Genomic DNA, 19,329 nt, shown 5'->3' on the forward strand with positions numbered 1-19,329 from the left:
ATGGCAACAATACGATTAGAAGAAATTACAACACAATATCGATCTTTTGTTGATGATCAGGTATTGACAGCAGAACAATTAAATACTATTATAGAATATTTCGAAGATCAAAATCGACTTACTCGTATTTGTTTAAGTGGAGTAGGAATCGTCTGTGGTTTAGATGTTTCGTATGAAGAAAATAGTTCTATAATCATTTCGGATGGATGTGCAGTAACCACAGATGGAGATTTGCTAAAGTATCTTTCTAAGACATATACACATATCAAAGTTTTTGAAGATAGTGAAGCTAATTATAGCAAATTTGATACTATCAGTACCATCCATGAACTGATCACCACAGAAGAATCAGAAACTACAGAATCCCTTGCCTTGAGTGAATTAGAAGATATAAACGACAAAGTGGTTGTGCTGTATCTAGAAAATTTTGCAAAAGAAGAAACGCCATGTACTTCTACCGATTGCGATACTCAAGGCCAAGAACAAGTTGCCAACATTAGAATCTTATTAGTATCTAAAAATGATGCAAAAACAATTAGTAATCAATCTAATGATCCAATCTTTAACAAACATAGTACCACAAAGAAGTTTATAAATCTTCCAGAATTAGCGGTAAAACGTGTTATCCTAACAAACCAATACATAGTAGACAATTCTGGTAATACTGTTATTTCTCAAAACTCTAATACAACAAATTATTACCGATTAAAGAAAAGCTATTACGATGTAATTAAAAGTACTTCTATCATAACAGATTTAAAAACAGCCATTACTCGTCTATTTACGGATTTTAGAACTTTATTAGATACGGATTCTTTAGAAGTAAATAGCATCAAAGGTATTATTGATAATATAGATGGTTTATTTGATTTTAGTATAAATGATATTCCTATAGATATTCAATATAGATATGACCTTTTAAAAGATTTGATAAGTACTTATGCAGAAATTAAATGTTTATTATTCGATTTAAGATGGGTTTGTTGTCCGAATAGAAACGCATTTCCGAAGCATCTTTTATTAGGTGAATTAGTTTCTGAAGAAAGTTATCTCGAATGTAGACATAGTTTTTACCCTTCATCAATTATTACCAATGGTAAAGAAAAATGGTTAGAAATACGAAACCTAATTCTGCGTATGCACTATATGTTAGAAGAGTATCGAATTACACCATCCGCTTTTACTGCAATAAAAGTGACACCATCAAGAGACTATGATGAAGATTTAAGCAAAAGATCAATACCTTATTATTTCAGTGCTTCTAAAAACCTTATTCAAAATTGGAATTATACAAAAACCCAGAAATTCCAGGAAGATCAGAATTTAGGATATCGGAGTTCGAATCTATCCAGTAATGATGCTATTCAAAACCCTTTAGATTATAATATTGACACAAACGATTTCTATAGAATTGAAGGTCATTTAGGAAAGGATTATCGCACTGCAATAAAGGATCTAGATACTATAAAAACCGAAAAAGGGTTAGCGTTTGATATAAAAGTGTTAAGTATTGACGAAGCCTTAGAAAGTTTAGATTTATCGGATTATAAATGCCAATTCGAAGACCTTAATGCAGTATTGAAAGCCTGGAGAGCGGAACAAAATTGTTTGAATGCAAGTGTGGCTAGATTTTTCTCAGGGTTTAGTTTACAAGATAAAGGAAAACATAAATACTACAGAGTAAATAGTTTTGAAACCAATAATACTGGACTTGTAGCTGAAGAGCGTTCTTTTTTAGCTCCGATCGCACTTGATACTAGTAGAACTGCTTCTATAAATACATTGGCTCTGGAGACTAATTTTGCAAATATAGGAGGTTTCGAAACAGTATATAATGTAGATACCGTTGTAGAGGAAAATATTATCAAAGAAGAAGATGTTTTAGGAAAATTTATAGATAAAGCATTTAAAGAAAAACCAGAAGGCTCTGCAGAGGATATTATCGCAGTAATTAAAAAAGATATAGCGGAGGATCCTGTTATTTCTGCTTGGGAAACAGAAATAAAAGAAGTAGCAATAGATCAGCCAGCAGAGATATTAGCGCATACAAAAGTAGCTACTAGATATATTCCTAACAGTGTAGAGGAAATGGAACCGCAGCGAATTAATGATTACAAGATCACCATTGAGAGTCTATGCGAAAAAGTAGAAGCCTATAAAAAGAGAACTACAGGATTATTATACTCGCAAGCATCAAACTATCAAAGAACAGGTTTTGAACAGCAATATGCATTGTTGTTAAATCAATTGTCAATTAATTGTTGTGCAGCAGAGAAAATAGAAATACTACTAGATGAAATTCAAAAGCGCAAAGAAGAAGTTCTTTCCCAAAAACTATTGTCAAAATTTGTAGAAAAAAATTCTGGATTAGAGCATAAGGCAGGTGTAAAACCAGGAGGAACTTTTGTAATGGTATACAGAGGGAGAACCAAAACACAAGGATTATCAATAGCCAATAATACGTTTTTATCCTTAGCACCTGTGACAAATGCAGTTACACCACTTAGTTTTTCTACTATAAATAATCCTATCACGTTAAACCCGCTTACGAATATAAATACGAATAGTTTAGCACTAAATCCAATACTTCCAGAACTAAGTGTAGCTAATCTCACAGGACTAAACGACCTTTTTTCCGTTCCAATTTCTAATGTTACAGAAAATACAGTGGTAGCAGATTTTTCATTACCCTACATGTGTTGTTCCGATTGTGCTCCAACAGCATTTATTATTCCTAAACAACCTGTTTCACTTCGATTACCTGTGGATCATATTTGTCTACATAATGAAACTGCTCCAATTCCTTTTGAAGTAGTACCGGCAGATGGAATTGTGGCTGCAAGCGTTGATGAAAGCCAAAATGGAGGAGTAGTACAGATAGATGGTCGATTCTTCTTTGATGCTAGTCAAGTGACAGAAGAATTGTTAGGTAATGAAATAGCGTTTACAGTAAATGATCAAATTACAGATGCTAAAATCACAGTGTTTAGAAGACCAGAGTTTGATTTTGAAAATTCTGAACCACGGTATTCTAATGATAATACGATAGCCTCAGTAAACTTTACTGTGCAAGGAGTTAACCTTCCTGCGGGTGTTACTTATTTCTGGGATTTTGGAGACAATACATTGCCTGATAACCGAACAGACGAAAACCCAAGACACGAGTTTAAACTACCGGTAAATGATCAGAATTTAGTAACTGTTACATTAACAATTACTAATGGAAAATGTAGTCATGATGTTTCTCATGATATTCAGTTTGAAGTAGAAGTAATCGATACAGATTGTGTAATTGATGCAAAAGGAACTATCCAAAAAGGATTCGAAGAATTACCACAGTTTAGTGATTTATCCGAAGAAATAAGAGTCAACATTTTTGAGCCTACATCCACACTTTACAAAACTGTAGTAGAGGATATGGATGCATTTATTACAGGCAAGTTCAATGATCAACTAGGGAACGGTTTTGGCCCTCTAATTACGGCAACTGCAGAAGCAATTTTAAAAAGAATAGAAGAACAAGATAGTTTCGAATTTAACGCTTTAACCAACATTTTCAGGCTACAAATACAATTGTTCTATGCTATCTTATGCTGTCAATCCAATGATCAAATCGTAGAATTCAGAGGAGAATTAGAAGAGGTATTGGCATCTATTACAAGGGCATTAGAAGAGTTTAGAAATAATCAAATGATTGTAGACACTGATGGAAGATTAAAAGAATTTTTAGAAATCACATTAGAAAAAGTATCGGACAAACCTCTTTTAGAAGAGAGAATCAAAGAACAATTAGAACTTTTATAAGTAATGGGTAATAGCAAGCATATCATAAATAGAGTACTCTTTGAGGTAAATACGGCCGATACTAAAACGGCATATTACCTCAAAGATCATCTAGATGTGTTTTTAAAAGATAGTTTATTGCCTACGATTACCTCTTATTTTAATAGTGTACAAACATTTGGGGATCAAATCTTACGATTCGATACACTTAGACTAGATATTGATTGTGCTAATGTAAAAGATCAAGTACAACTCCAGTTGGATGTTGTCAAGGCATTTCAAAAAAAATTGGGGAATATGGATGATAAAGCGTTTTTAAATACAAAAGATGCTCCATTCTTACGAACTACCAAAGAGAAAAGTGATGTAGATGCATTTTTCCATTTTTTAAAAACAGGAAGAAATCCTTGGTGGGATTCAGAAAAGAAATTAGAAGATCCATTATTGATAAATACACTCATTTCCAGGAAGAATTTTAAGAAGGAACTTTTAGAAAAGATAGGAAATTCAAATGTTCGAAAAAGATTGATATATCAATTTTCGGATGAGGTTTTGATTAGTATTTTCAGTAGTGGGAAAAATAATATTCCCTTTCCTAAAACATTAACAAACCAAAAGACGAGAGAACATTTCTGGGATTCAATCATAAGGTTTCAGAAGCATAAAAATAATAGGTTACTTCTCGAAGAATTTAAAAAGTTTGATCACTTTGTTATAAAAAATACTATTCAAAAAGAGGTTTCTCAATTTTTCAAAAAACACTTAAGATTAAAAGATTTTACAAAAAAGGATCTACTTCCTGAAGAAATCAAACTATCAGAACTGCAAAGCATAATTGAGAAAGTATGTACTAAACAAATCAAATTAGCACTAGAAGCAAATAAGGTATTTAAACTTTCGCCTAAGAACATTGAAAAGCACATCGATGATAAATTCAAAAAGAATATAAACAACAAGGTGCTAAAGAAATTAATCGTCGAAATTACGAAGGAGTTATCAACCTTTGTGAAAGAAAAACAAGCTGGTTCACGAAAAGCAATACAATCTTTTGTCGAAGAATTATTAGATGAACAACTAGCCATCGAGGTAGATAATAATTTACAAAATATTGATATCGCCGAAGATCAAATATTTCAGTATACAGAAGAAGAAATAGATGAAATAGAAGATCTTGCTATTTACATACATAATGCAGGTTTGGTCTTGCTTCATCCTTATCTAAAAATCTTGTTTTGTGCTTTGGGACTTTTAGATAAAGTAGGGACAATAGTTCCAGAAAAAGTAGAATTGGCAATCCATTTATTGCACTATCTGGCTACCAAAGAAGAAGAACCGATGGAAACAGACTTAACATTAGAAAAGTTTCTATGTGGCTACCCATTAGATAAACCAATTCGGAAGCATATAAAGCTCTCCAAAAGTTTTAAAGAAGAAAGCGAAAAATTACTGAATTCAGTTATCCAAAATTGGCAGGTGCTAAAGAACACTTCTGCAGATGGGTTGAGAGAAAACTTTATTAAAAGGGATGGTAAGTTACTATTAGATCAAGAGTCTGGTAAACATCGAATCATTATTGAGCGTAAAACTCAAGACCTACTATTAGAAAAACTTCCATGGAATCTAAATATGATTAAACTACCATGGTTCGATCAACTGATTTTTGTGGAATGGTGAAAACATAAACAAGATAGTTAAGATATGTACTATAAATAGGTTAATCAAAATCTGTTTTCAAGGTTAGGCAAAACTTCCTCCTTTGAAGGAGGATTGAGGAGGATGTTGAAAAACACCCGTCCCAACCTTCCCTTCAGGGAAGTAGTAGCTATAGAATTGAATAATAGTTATATAAACAATGTTTCAATCATAGCTTGTCGAAGTGAATTTAAAAGCAGAAAGAACTAAAGGTCGAACGATTTTATAAGTTTTCGAATAGAATACACAATTAGATATAAAGTAATAAATAGATACGGCATGAGATTACAGCGAAAGAAAAAACCAGGAGTTCAGCATCAAGGATCACAAGCTTTTATTCAGCCAAAACTAAAGGTAGGACAGCCAGGTGATAAGTACGAAGTAGAAGCAGATAAAATGGCAGATCAAGTAGTAAATAAACCTTCTTCCAAAACAGAAGGGGCTATTCAGAAAAAGGGCTCGGAAGAAGAAGTGCAACAAAAACCTTTAGCCAGTACAATAACTCCTTTAGTTCAAAGAAGTATGTTTAAAGATAGAAATGAAGGAACCGTTCAGAAGATGGAAGAGGAAGAAGCAGTGCAACAAAAAGAGGAGGAGGAATCTGTTCAGAAGATGGAAGAAGAGGAAACGGTACAACAAAAAGAGGAAGAAGATGCTATTCAGAAAATGGAAGAGGAGGAAACCGTACAGTCCAAATGTGATGATTGCGAAAGTGAAGAAAGTGTACAAAAGATGGAAGAGGAAGAATCCGTACAAGCGAAGTCAAATCCGAATGCTGTTTCTTCAGGTGTAAAGACCAACGCTTCGATAGAAGCAAGATTGAAATCTAGTAAAGGCAGAGGAAATAGAATGTCTGGAGATACCAAAAATGAAATGGAAGCAGGTTTTGGTGCGGATTTTAGTAATGTAACTATTCATACAGATACAAATGCAGTTCAGCTCAGTCAGGAATTGGGAGCACAAGCATTTACGCATGGAAATGATGTGTATTTTAATAAAGGTAAATACAATCCCGATTCTAAAGAAGGGAAACATCTTTTAGCACACGAACTAACGCATACCGTTCAGCAAAGTGGAATGGTAAATAAGAAAATTCAAAAGAAGCATAAATTGGAGAATGATCCTAAAGATGCACCATCAGGAATGGGGTGTAGTGTTGCTAATGATGGTGCGTTTGGAATGCAAATGAGCATTAATCATGGCGTAGGAAGTAGTAATTTAACAGAATCAGATAAAGCAATGTTATCAAATCTGGCAATGAATTGGCATGCTTCTGGAGGTAAAGATATTATTCGAATTGATGGTTTTGCTAGTATCGATGGGAAACCAACATTTAATTGGGGACTTTCCTGCGATAGAGCAGAAAAGGTTGCAGAAGAGTTAATGAATCCGTCAGATGGATCCCAAGGAATTCCAATGGCAAATATCAAAACTTTTGCCAATGGTGAGACCAATCAATTTTCAAAATCTCTCGGTCCTAACAGAAGAGCAGTAGTCACGATTCCTAATACTGTTCCACCATCAACACCTAAGAAAAAGAAACCTAAACAAAAGACTGTAACGCTGAATGTGGTTCATGTAAAAGGTAGTAGTGGAAACGTTTCAAGCGCTATTAATTATGCAAATAATGAGGTCTATCATCAAGCCAATATTAAAGTAAAGAAAGGAAAAGAAATCAGTTTACCAACTTTTATATCAAAACTGATTATTGGTAATGATTTGGTTTTAGATGAATATCCCAACCCTACGAGTCCTACCAATGAAGAAAAAGCATTGTTGCCTTTAAATCAAAAATCTGGAGAAATCACCTTGTTTTTTGTGAAAGAATTGAGTGCAGGTAGTTTAGGAGAAGCTTTTTGGCCAGCCACAGGAACAGGACTTTTAGGAGTAGTAGTTAGTAACGTAGGAACAAATAATACTGTATCTCATGAAATGGGACATGTACTGCTAAACAGAGGAACACATGTCGTTCCGGATAATACATATTTAATGCATTCCACAGCTTCAAATCCCAAAAAACTTACTCCAGAGGAAATTAAAACCATGAGATCAAGCTCTTTCGTAAAGTAACTTTTTTAATAATAATTGAAACTAACCATCATGAAAGCATTATTAAATGATTTATATCTCTATGAACTGGTACTGTTGTTACTAGGTGTTTTTTTATTCCTGATTCTAAGTGCTGGATTGGTGTATTATATTATCAAAAAAGAAGAGATTAAAAAATTACTACTGTTCTTTCCAATTCCTATTTTAATGATAGGATATCCAAGTGTAAAAGAAATAACAATCTCATCAGATAAAATTGCATTTTCGAAGTATCAGGAAGAATACATTAATAATCCTGAAGATACTATTGCAAAACAAAACTTAGAAAAGCTCACTGAAAAACTCGAAGAGCGAGCTCATTCTCCAGAAGATATTATAGAGATTAGCAAAGCAAAATTGTTGTTAGGGAACAGTAAAGAAGCTGTGCAATATGCTAATAAGGCTATTAAAATAGAGAAAGAGAGAAAAGAGAGAACCGATTCAGAAAGTACGTCAATAACTAAAGATCCATCGGTCAATGCTTCTCAAAAATCAAAAATTACTGCTCAGGCAAAGCAGTTAAAACAGTTAGCACGAATTCAGAATATGAACAGCAATGATATAGATACCAATGCTTTAAATGCTAAGATAAATGAGTTAAAAGTTGATAAAGAACTAGTAGGAACCAAAGAAATCATAAAAAGAAAAGCTTTGGGGAATTTAAAGGTCAAAAACTAAAACATCGATATAACAGTAGATATCTGTATAGAGTAACATGTTTACAACGGCAACTAGAAATACTACCAGCGCTAAATCTAGCAATACTTCTCTTTTCCAAAAGGATAAGGCGAATAATGCTTTTATTCAACCAAAGTTGAATATTGGTAAGCCTGGTGATAAGTATGAAATAGAAGCAGATAGAGTTGCTGATACAGTTGTTGCTAAAGGGAATGATCAAAGTAGTTCTTTTTTTAGTCCAGTTCCGCAAGTACAAAAACAACAAGAAGAGGATGTTCAGAAACAAGAACTGACGGATAATGAGGTTCAACAAAAATCTTTAGGCGATACCGTAACTCCTTTGGTTCAGCGACAATCAGAAGAAGAAATCCAAAGCAGAGAACTGCCAGAAAATCAGATACAGCCAAAAGCAGAAGGTACTAATGTCGTAACAGAACTTCAGAAACAGGAAGAGGAGATTCAGGAAAAAGAGGAGGAAGAAGAAGATGTACAATTGGTACAGCTGAAATCCCAAGCTGCATCAGTAACAGATAGCTCAATAGAATCTAGATTACATAGCTCCAAAGGAAGTGGGGCACCATTGCCAAAAGATACCAAGACCCAAATGGAGTCAGGTTTTGGTAGAGATTTCAATAATGTACGAGTGCATACTGATTCGAATGCAAAACAAATGAGTCAGGATTTGGGAGCGCAAGCTTTTACACATGGTAATGATATTTATTTCAATGAAGGTAAATTTGATACTTCTTCCAATTCTGGAAAGCATTTACTTGCGCACGAATTGACGCATACAGTACAACAAGGAGCATCTACGGTTAGAAAAAAGCCAGTAGAAGTAACATCTGCTCCCAAAATGGTTCAAGGATCATTCTTAGATTGGATACCGGATTGGATATTGGATAACGCGCGTAACCTACCTGGTTATTTGTTGTTTACGGTGATTATACAATACGACCCTTTACGAGGAGAGCGAGTAGAACCCACACCGACAAACCTTTTAAGAGGGCTCATAGGTTTAGTACCATTTGGAGTAGCAATTTTCGATAAGTTACAGGAGTATGCAATTCTTCAGAGAGTTTTTGATTGGGTTACAGGAAAGTTAAGTGAATTAAACCTCACTACACGAGCACTTTTAGATCTGGTAGAGGAAACTTGGGAGAATAATTCTGCAACTTCATTTATTGGTGCATTACGAGAAGAATTTAATGATTTGGTGGATAGAGTCACCACTTTTGCTAGTTCGCTAGTAGATCAAATCATAGACTGGATTAAAGAAGCTTTGATTGATGTGGCTGAACCTATTTTAGCAGAAAACCAAGCTTGGTCTCTGATAAAAAAGATTATTCATTATGATCCATTAAGAGATGAGGAAGTAACGGCTACCACTGTAGAAATTTTAGAAGACTTTCTAATGCTCATTGGTAAGGAAACGGAGCTAGAGCAAATGCGAGAGCGAGGCACCTTACAAGAAACTGCCGATTGGTTAGATACGCAGGTAGGAACTTTTATGTCTTTGTTAGGAGAGTTAAGAGGATTGATCAATGCTGCTTGGGAGGCTATTCGTCCTGCAAACCTGACAGAGATTTCGGCAAACCTTACTGCTTTATCAGGAAGAGTTACAGGATTCTTGGAAAGAGTATGGGCATTCGCATCTACAGTAGCAATCGAAGTATTAAAGCTTATTAAGAAAGCATTGTTGAGTTGGCTTTCTTCTGTAGCCAATGAAACCAGAGGATTCTCATTGGTAAAAGTTATTATAGGTAAAGATCCTTTCACTGATGAACATGTTCCTAGAACAGTGCCAAACCTTATCCGTGGTTTTATGAGTCTGATGGAAGGAGGCGAGGCACAATATGCTCAAATGGAAGAAACAGGAGCTATTGCCAGAATTGTTGGAGAAATCCAAGCGGCAGTAGATACCCTAAACATGACTCCACAGTATATCGTTCAGTTATTTACGGATCTTTGGAATTCTTTCACCATAGATGATCTTTTAAATCCTATAGATGCGTTTGTTAGGATTATAGAACGATTCGGAGAACCTATCGGTAGACTTATTGCTTTTGTGGCAGAGATAGTTCGAATTGTAATCGTAGGGATTTTGGAAATCATGAATTTCCCGTTCGATTTAATTGGAAATATCATTACCAGATCCTTACAGGCTATCGAAGATATCAAAAGAGACCCTATTGGATTCCTTAAGAATATACTGAGAGCGATTAAGGAAGGGTTTGTAAAGTTCTTTGATAACATCGTTACTCATTTGATCAATGGAGTAATGGGATGGTTAATGCGAGAATTAAGAGATGCTGGAATACCGGAATTGACAGATTTTTCATTACAAGGTGTTATCAGTTGGGTATTGGAGGTCTTAGGGCTTTCTATGGAACGTATTTGGGAAAAACTAGCTGAACATCCTCGCATCGGCCCAGAACGAGTAGCCAGAATACGTGGGGCAATTAATACACTGGAAGGAATTTGGACTTTTATTAAAGATGTACAGGAACGCGGAATCGCAGCAATTTGGGATAAGATTCAGGAACAGTTGAGTAATCTGTGGAACGTAGTAATTGATGCAGTGAAAAACTTTGTAATGACCAGAATCATTACCCAAGTTACGACCAGATTATTAAGCATGCTAGATCCAACTGGAATTATGGCAGTAGTGAATGGAGCAATTGCTTTCTTCAATGCGGTTCAGAGTTTTATTCAGTATTTAAGAGAAATGCTAGAGGTGATCAACTCTTTCGTAAATGGAGTGGCAGATATCGCACGAGGAAATGTGGCTACTGCTGCGGATTATTTGGAACGTACTATGGGACAATCCATGCCAGTGGTAATAGGTTTTTTAGCAAATCAAGTAGGATTAGGAGGCATTGGAGCTAGAATAGCAGAAATCATAGGATCTGTAAGAGCGTTAATTGATGAAGCATTAACCTGGTTGGTAAACAAAGCCGTAGATACCGGTATGGCATTGTTGGATAGAGTGATGGGAAGAAATGGTAATCAAGAAGAAGCTGAAGAAGAGACGCCTAGTGGTCCGGTTTCAGAAGCCTTGGCAGAAATTGGAACAGAAAGTGAAAGAGAATTAGATGAAGGAGAAGTAACCGCGGAAGAGGCAGAAGGTATTAAAAATAATGTGAACACTAATCACGCTTCCATAATTGATATTACATCTGTTACCGATGGAGGTGATACATGGAATTATAACTATGTACAAAGGAATGTTCATAGCGAACCTAAAGAAGTTGAAACTCCTCCTACTAATGTTACTCATCAAATGAATGGAAGTAGAGCTGGCAGTGTCAGGGCTTATCCGCTTACTAATGTAAGAGGAAATACTACTGGACAAACTCCTGGAGGACTTGAAATACAAGGTTGGTCTCTAGTTAGGGCATATGATTATATTTTTAGGGAGCAAGAGGGAAGATGGGATTCACAGTATTGGATTAGATTTCACTTATTACATGATGGGATGCATGGACCTGCTGAACTTTGGAATTTAGTTCCTGCTCATACCAGAGATAATCGAAATAGATACTTGCCAGAAATAGAAACACCTATTCTTGATCAAATTAATGATGAGAAAATTATGTTTTTTGAAGTAACCGTTTCTGAATACTATTCTGGAGTACCAAGTATTTATGCTACTCATGAAAAGTTTACTTCTTTATCAGAAGAAACTCAAAGTGATTATCATGAACTTTATAGAAATTTCCCTACTGAATTGACAATAAACGCAGGATATTTAGAGAAAACAGGGGATGGGTTTACAGAAGGAGAAAAGATTCATGATAATAGAACCTTTACCTTTGAAGAATCTTTAGATATAGCAAGAGATCCAAATTCTATTAAAATCGTATTGAATAAAGCTTCTGGCGAATTATCAGGACTAGGAATATCCAGTGGTAATCAATCTTACTTAACTAATGGAGGTAGGAGTAAATCAACAGTAACTGATTTGGTTAATGGATATTTTTCTGAATCTACCGAAAGAACAATTGCTAATGTTATCGAATACTTACAACAAATAATAGGAGCTTTAAATAATAACGATGAAGCTTATCAAAATGCAACTATCCAGTTATTCGAAAATAGTTCATCTAATGAAAGTGATATTACAAGTTTACAAAGTAAGATAGATATTTTGAATTCTATTAATAGCACCTACACAACCACTGCAGTAACAGCTCTAAAAAATCAAAAAGGAATAAGTGCCAGTGCTTTGGCGAGATTAATTTCAGCAGATTTTTCAGATAGTCAAGAAATTACAATAAATGGGGTTGTTTTTAATATTGAGAGTAGGTCTGAATCTGTTTTGAGGCAAGCAATTAGTGGAAATAGACCATTAAACGCACAATATAATTATCAAATAATTCAATCAATTGAAAGCAATACATAATGAAAAAAAGTTTCAATATTACAGGACTAGAAAGGATTGAAATAGATTTAACCTTGTTTAAATTTTTTAATGAGCATTATACCCCTATAGATGGTGTTAATCAGGGATATCATTTGTTGTACTTTGTTTATGTCACATTTGATGAAATTGAGTGTAATGGAATTAATTGGTTTTTAAGTTCACCAATAAATAAAATTGACTTTTACAACGCGATCAATTTTTTTAGTGATGAATATAAAAATGAAATTTATGAAATTCTTCAAAAGAAAGCTTTACTTAAAAATGACCAGATATCCCAAGAAGAACATTTAGAAAATTTAATTGATTTAATGGACAAAGTTCAGGATGTCGCTGTTTCTTGGACTAAGGAGAATATAAGCATATTAGAACCAATAGCTGAAGAATTGAATAAAATCTATTTGGAGTTTACAGTTCCAATTATAAAAAAAAGGTCCAAATAAACAAGGCATATGTTCAAAGATAGAAACCAACATATAACCCATAAATATAACAGTCAGCAATCAATTTTTGGAAAAGGCAGGACTTTTATTCAGCCCAAAATAGATGTTAATAGGCCAGAAGAAACCGTAGAATCAGAAGTTACAATCGATAATACATCATCTCAAAAGATGAATCCAATTTCTTTTTTGAAAACTCCAATAATCCAAAACAAAACAGAAGCAGAAGAAAAAGAAAATCAAGAATGGTATGAAGATACATTTTCAGGGAATAACCATATGCCTTATGAGGTTCAGGTAATTTTTAACAATATTGACAAAAATAGCGCTTATACAGTTCCAGAAGAAGAAAAGGAAGTTTTTGAAGAATGGAAAGATATATTAGTGCAACAGATTCATGCTTTAACATCTCAAGGAGGTAAGAATGCTATTATAAATATTTTTCGATTAATAGTAAAGGCAATTGGAAATGGAATTCTTCCAAAGAAAATGATAGAAGTTCTAACCCAAAAAAATAAAACTTTTAAAAGTGCAAGCGAGTGGAATGAAAACGATGAAAAACCTTGTCAAGTAATTTCTGAAACTGACTTGGTCACAATTTTTAAAGATGGTGATCTTCTAGATCAGTTAAAAACGAATGAACAAGGGCGTACTTGTAAAGAAATTGAAAATAATCAGTGCTTAAGAAGTGAAGAGGAATATCTCTCATTTTTAAAAGATAATAAGGTAGCTGATCACCTTAATAATGCATTTAGGATATTAGGAATAGATACTATCAAGGCTCAAGCAGTATATCTTGCACATGCAGCAGGAGAAAGCAATAACCTTATGAGTCTTACAGAGACTAAAAACAAATGGATGGCTAATTATAGAGGTGGTGAAAAGTTTAGAGGCAGAGGAGCATTTCATACTACACATAGAGATGGTTATGTAAGAGTGCTCGCATATCTCGATGCGTTGTTGGAAAATGAAAAAATTTCAGAAGAAGATAAAAAAACAATTAATAGAGCATCCGAAGCTATTAAAAAAGATGTTACTAAAGCTTCAGATCCAGAATTTACATTTCTTTTTTCTGCGGCATATATGCATATGGCAGGTGGAGTAGCTGTTTCGGGAAATGTTAAGGGGAACCCATCATTTCAAGGAAAAGGGCCAGAATCCTCTTGGGTCGCTGGTAATGATATTAATAAATTAAAAGAAAAAGAAAAATTCTTAGGAAGAGCAGCTTTAAAAGCCAAAGTGTATGCAAGAGCAATAAGTGTTCTAGGCAATGATAAATGTTCTGACAAAGAGTAACAACTTTTAGTTAAAGGTTCTGGCATAAAGAGCACAGGTAAAAACCCCTCTAAAGATTAGTTTTTAACCCTATTTAAAATCAGTTAATTAAAAGTAAATTTAGGATCTAAATTACCGAGCCAAATCTGAATGTTTAAATCTCAATTATTCACTAAAGTGTGTTACAATGAAAAAAACAGCATATCAAAAAGAATTGGTTATTAAAACAACTCAGAAAAGAAGAGGAGTTGACAATAGTAGGAAAGAAGTAAGGAAAATTCAATCTTGGCTAACGCTGTTTTCGATTCCTAATCCAGGAAGTGGAACCGCTACAGAAATTGATGGTGATTTTGGTCCAGCAACAGAAAGAGCAGTGAAGAATTTCCAGAGATTCCATAATCTCGAAACTACTGGAATTGTAGACCAAGAATTGTTTAGCAAGTTGTGTTTTGGGTTAAAAGAAGCTTTTGAAAAACCATTACTAAGCACGAACCTACGAGATTTAATGGTAGAAGTTGCAGAAAACCATTTACATCAACATCCTTTTGAGTTAACGATTAATGGAGAATCTAATAGTGGTCCTTGGGTACGTAGTTATATGGATGGAAATGATGGTTCCTTATGGTTTTGGTGTATGGGATTTGCACAGGCAATTTTGGATCAGGCTGCAAGTGCTTTGGGTAAAAATTTTAAAACCTTAATGCCCTTAACATACAGTTGCGATACTGTTGGAAATACAGGATTAGAAAAAGGATTGTTATCCAGATATCAAAAGATTCGACAAGATCCAACGATTATAAAGCCAGGAGATATCTTCTTAATTCAAAAATCGAGATTGGATTGGACGCATACTGGAGTGATCATTAATGTAGATAATGATGTTATTGAGACTATAGAAGGAAATACAAATCACCAAGGTTCTAGGAATGGTGTTGCAGTAATGAAAAGAACAAGAAGCTTTAGAAGATCTAAAATAGATGTATTTTCAATAGAACCTTTAGTGTAAAAAAACATGACAAAAACATTAATTCAAAACACCGCACATTTCGATAGTAAGTTGTCTTACTTAAGAGAAGTAATAGCGTATCGTTTAAAAGATAGCTATACAAATGATGTTCCTGTTTTTCCCAGGTTTCACGAGATCATTTCAGATGATTCGTTATTTTCGGAGTTTGCTAGAGTTAAGCAATTATCACAGGATGAGGTAATCACGTTGTTACTGGCAGTTGTTCCTCACCTTATGCCTAATTTTTTTACGTCTATCATTTCTGATTTTTTACCAAATGGAGGAGAATTACCAGAATTTGGTGGAATAAAAGGTAAAAACCATAGAGGTATCATCCCTACTGGAGAAACAGTACAGTTTATTTTAGGAGGCAATGATATTCAAAAGAGGATAGCATTGACTGAAATGTTTCACGAAGATCATCTTTTTAAACAAGAAGGAGTCCTTTATTTAGATTCCATTCCAATGGGAGAACCCAGAATGAGTGGGCGCTTGATTTTAGATGAAGAGTATATAGCACTATTTACCACAGGAAGTATATTGAAACCTACGATGAGTAAAGATTTTCCTGCTGAAAGAATAGAAACTCAATTAGAATGGACGGATTTAGTATTACAATCTAAAACTTTACAGCAAATAAAAGAGATTGAATCATGGCTTAACTTTAATGAGATGGTGCTAAATGAATGGGATATGAAATCCAGAATCAAACCTGGTTATCGTATTTTGTTTTCGGGACCTCCAGGAACAGGAAAGACGCTTACAGCAACCTTGTTAGGAAAGTATACTGGATCAGATGTATATCGTGTAGATCTTTCCATGATAGTCTCCAAATACATCGGAGAAACAGAAAAGAACTTATCCAAACTCTTTGATAAGGCTAAAAATAAATCATGGATTTTATTTTTTGATGAAGCAGATGCTATTTTCGGAAAACGAACTAATGTTAGAGATGCTCATGATAAATATGCAAACCAAGAAGTATCCTATTTATTACAGAGGATCGAAGCACATCCTGGTCTAGTAATTCTAGCTACTAATTTCAAAAATAATATCGATACTGCGTTCACAAGGAGATTTCAATCTATTATAGAGTTTGAGAATCCATCTTATAGAGAGCGACTAGAATTGTGGAAGAATAACCTTCCTTATAAAGTATCATTAGCCAATGATGTTTCTCTCGAAGAGATTTCTAAAAAATATGCGCTTACAGGAGCAAACATTATGAATGTGATACAATATGTTTGTCTAAAGACGGCCGCATCAAAACATTCTGAAATTCTCTTAGAAACTATTTTAGAGGGTGTGAAAAAAGAATACTTAAAAGAAGGTAAAATGATCACTATATAAAGTGATTTTTAATAGTTTATGAACTATTTATTCATGTTATTAACAATCCTATAGATTAAAAAGAGGAAATCAATATTTTTAAAAACAATCGTCTTTGGATACCAGAATATATTCCAATAGTCAGGGTATCAAGAATTAAAAATATTGGCACATGAATCGATTAATCGTAGTATTTTTTTCAATACTAATATTAGCTTGTAATCCCTCTGAATCTTCATCCGAAAAAACCGTAAAAGAACCTATAACGGTAGTATCGGATACTATTAAAGTAGTTGTTGAAAAACCTTTAGAATTAACCAAGAAACAGGCGATTTCCTTATTAGAATTACCTTTGGCTTGTATCAATACGGAATATCCAAATAAATTAGGGCAAACCTTAGGCGGTAAGGAAGATATCGGAGAACCTAGTGCATTGCATCCTGCTTTTTACGGATGTTTTGATTGGCATTCTTCGGTGCATGGGCATTGGTCCTTGGTAAAGTTGCTAAAATCCTTCCCAGATTTCGAAAACGCTGCAGATATTAAAACAAGGCTCTTAGCCAATATTTCTAAAAAGAATATTGAAGCAGAAGTTGTCTATTTTGAAGGGAAACACAATACTTCTTATGAACGAACATATGGTTGGGCATGGTTGCTAAAATTAGCAGAAGAAATTCATTCATGGGATGATCCTGTCGCTAAAGAATTAGAAACGAATTTACAACCGCTTACTGATCTTATTATCCAGCGATACATCGATTTTCTACCAAAACTAAAATACTCAATACGAGTAGGAGAGCATACGAATACTGCTTTTGGATTATCATTTGCATACGATTTTGCGGTTGCTTTAGACCATCAATCTTTAAAAGAAGCTATAACCAAAAGAGCAAAAGAGTTTTACACAAACGATACCTCTTGTCCGATAAGTTGGGAACCTAGTGGATATGATTTTTTGTCTCCTTGTTTAGAAGAAGTTGATATTATGAGAAAGATTTTATCCAAATCATCTTTTGATGCTTGGGTTCAAGATTTTATGCCGCAACTTAAAAACAAGGATTTTGATATTCCAGTAGGAGAGGTTTCGGATAGAACAGATGGTAAACTTGTACACTTAGATGGACTTAATTTTAGTAGAGCATGGGTTTTGTATGGTTTAGCAAATCAATATCCAGAGTATGAACATCTTGTGAATATTGCAAATAAGCATGTCAACTACTCATTACCAAACCTTGTTGGAGATAGTTATGAAGGAGGTCATTGGCTTGGGTCTTTTGCCATTTACGCGCTTCAAAAATAGACTAGTAACATAGCACTAAAAACATAGATGAATGTTCTCAGCGAATGTTCATTGTTCTACTAACATTCTAATTTATAATTATATGATCAAATGGCTTCCTAAAATAGGTCCAGGTACTTTAGTAACTGCTGCATTTATTGGCCCGGGTACCGTTACAGTCTGCACAATGGCTGGAGTACAATTTGGTTTTACCTTGCTTTGGGCTTTGGTATTATCGATTGTAGCTTGTGTTGTTTTACAGGAAATGTCTGCGCGATTAGGACTGGTAACGCAACAAGGATTGAGTGAAATAGTGAAGTCTCAGTTTGCAAATAAAGCTATTCGTTGGATACTTATTGCATTGATGCTATCCGCAATCTTTATAGGAAATGCCGCTTATGAAGCAGGAAACATTAGTGGAGGTGTCCTTGGAGTATCTACGATCATAGGATCTCCTACGATACAGATTGGAAGTATACCGCTTAACTATGTCAGTGTTTTGATCGGAATTGTCGCTTTTTTACTGCTGTATATAGGAAATTATAAGATTTTAGAGCGAAGCCTTATCGTTTTAGTACTATTCATGAGTCTTGCATTCATCATGGCAGCAATGGTAACAAAACCAGACATATCTCTTTTGGTAAAAGGGTTTATACCTGATCTCTCTTCCGATAAGATCCTTACCATAGTTGGATTAATAGGTACTACTGTGGTTCCTTATAATCTGTTTTTACATGCTTCTATTGTAAGCGAAAAATGGAAGTCAAAGGATGACTTACCAGCAGTACGAAGGGATACTGTAGTAGCAATAGTACTTGGAGGATTGGTTTCGATGGCAATCATTGTGGCAGGAGCAGCAATTCAACAATCAGAAATAAATAATGCAGCTGATCTGGCAAAAGGGTTAGAACCTGTTTTTGGGTCAATGGCAAAATATGTCCTATCGCTTGGGTTGTTTGCAGCTGGAATTACATCTGCAATCACAGCTCCTTTAGCAGCAGCATATGTGGTGAAAGGATGTCTTGGATGGGAGGATGGATTGAAGAGTAAACGCTTTAGAATGGTCTGGATGTTTATCCTTTTTTTAGGCGTTTTATTTTCATCTTTTGGTATCAAATCTATTGTTATTATTCAGTTTGCTCAAGTGGCAAATGGAGTCTTACTACCTATCGTAGCGATCTTTCTTTTATGGGTAATGAATCAGAAAAAATTATTGGGGAATTTTACGAATTCTAAACTGCAAAATATAATGGGTATTTTGATAGTGTGTGTTACTTGCTTTTTAGGGTTTAGAGGTATTTGGAAAGTGATAATAAATTTGTAAGACATAATTTTATAA

General features: G+C 34.4%; 11 protein-coding genes. All 11 read left to right on the forward strand.

Translation table 11 applies throughout. From position 1 onward, the window contains the following. The 11 genes from Q1A73_RS15330 to Q1A73_RS15380 all read left to right on the forward strand — a co-directional run bounded on the left by Q1A73_RS15330 (position 1) and on the right by Q1A73_RS15380 (position 19,314). A complete protein-coding gene (locus Q1A73_RS15330; protein ID WP_299607150.1) occupies positions 1–3,804 on the forward strand; it encodes a hypothetical protein in 3,804 nt (1,267 codons plus the stop codon). Positions 3,805–3,807: 3 nt separating this feature from the next. Further along, entirely contained in the window at positions 3,808–5,457 is a 1,650-nt protein-coding gene (locus Q1A73_RS15335; RefSeq protein ID WP_299607152.1) for a contractile injection system tape measure protein, read from the forward strand. Between the two features lie 297 nt (positions 5,458–5,754). Then, on the forward strand, positions 5,755–7,545 hold the full coding sequence (locus tag Q1A73_RS15340) for a DUF4157 domain-containing protein (RefSeq protein ID WP_299607154.1): 1,791 nt from the start codon (positions 5,755–5,757) through the stop codon (positions 7,543–7,545). A 30-nt stretch (positions 7,546–7,575) separates the two neighbouring features. Then, on the forward strand, positions 7,576–8,241 hold the full coding sequence (locus Q1A73_RS15345; protein ID WP_299607155.1) for a hypothetical protein: 666 nt from the start codon (positions 7,576–7,578) through the stop codon (positions 8,239–8,241). A 37-nt stretch (positions 8,242–8,278) separates the two neighbouring features. Next, positions 8,279–12,643, forward strand: a complete 4,365-nt coding sequence (locus Q1A73_RS15350) for a DUF4157 domain-containing protein (RefSeq protein ID WP_299607156.1) — start codon at positions 8,279–8,281, stop codon at positions 12,641–12,643. After that, entirely contained in the window at positions 12,643–13,104 is a 462-nt protein-coding gene (locus Q1A73_RS15355; protein WP_299607157.1) for a hypothetical protein, read from the forward strand. The genes Q1A73_RS15350 and Q1A73_RS15355 overlap by 1 nt, the downstream gene beginning before the upstream one ends. A gap of 9 nt (positions 13,105–13,113) precedes the next feature. Further along, complete coding sequence (locus Q1A73_RS15360) at positions 13,114–14,397, forward strand: hypothetical protein (RefSeq protein WP_299607158.1); 1,284 nt, start codon at positions 13,114–13,116, stop codon at positions 14,395–14,397. Between the two features lie 166 nt (positions 14,398–14,563). After that, positions 14,564–15,382 (forward strand): peptidoglycan-binding protein, encoded by an 819-nt coding sequence (locus Q1A73_RS15365; RefSeq protein ID WP_299607159.1) that lies wholly within the window; start codon positions 14,564–14,566, stop codon positions 15,380–15,382. 6 nt (positions 15,383–15,388) lie between these two features. Next, complete coding sequence (locus tag Q1A73_RS15370; protein ID WP_299607160.1) at positions 15,389–16,732, forward strand: ATP-binding protein; 1,344 nt, start codon at positions 15,389–15,391, stop codon at positions 16,730–16,732. A 151-nt stretch (positions 16,733–16,883) separates the two neighbouring features. Further along, on the forward strand, positions 16,884–18,011 hold the full coding sequence (locus Q1A73_RS15375; RefSeq protein WP_299607161.1) for a DUF2891 domain-containing protein: 1,128 nt from the start codon (positions 16,884–16,886) through the stop codon (positions 18,009–18,011). Positions 18,012–18,093: 82 nt separating this feature from the next. Beyond that, on the forward strand, positions 18,094–19,314 hold the full coding sequence (locus Q1A73_RS15380; RefSeq protein ID WP_299607240.1) for an Nramp family divalent metal transporter: 1,221 nt from the start codon (positions 18,094–18,096) through the stop codon (positions 19,312–19,314). Positions 19,315–19,329: the final 15 nt, after the last annotated feature.

Source organism: uncultured Aquimarina sp. (assembly GCF_947492115.1).
GTDB lineage: Bacteria > Bacteroidota > Bacteroidia > Flavobacteriales > Flavobacteriaceae > Aquimarina.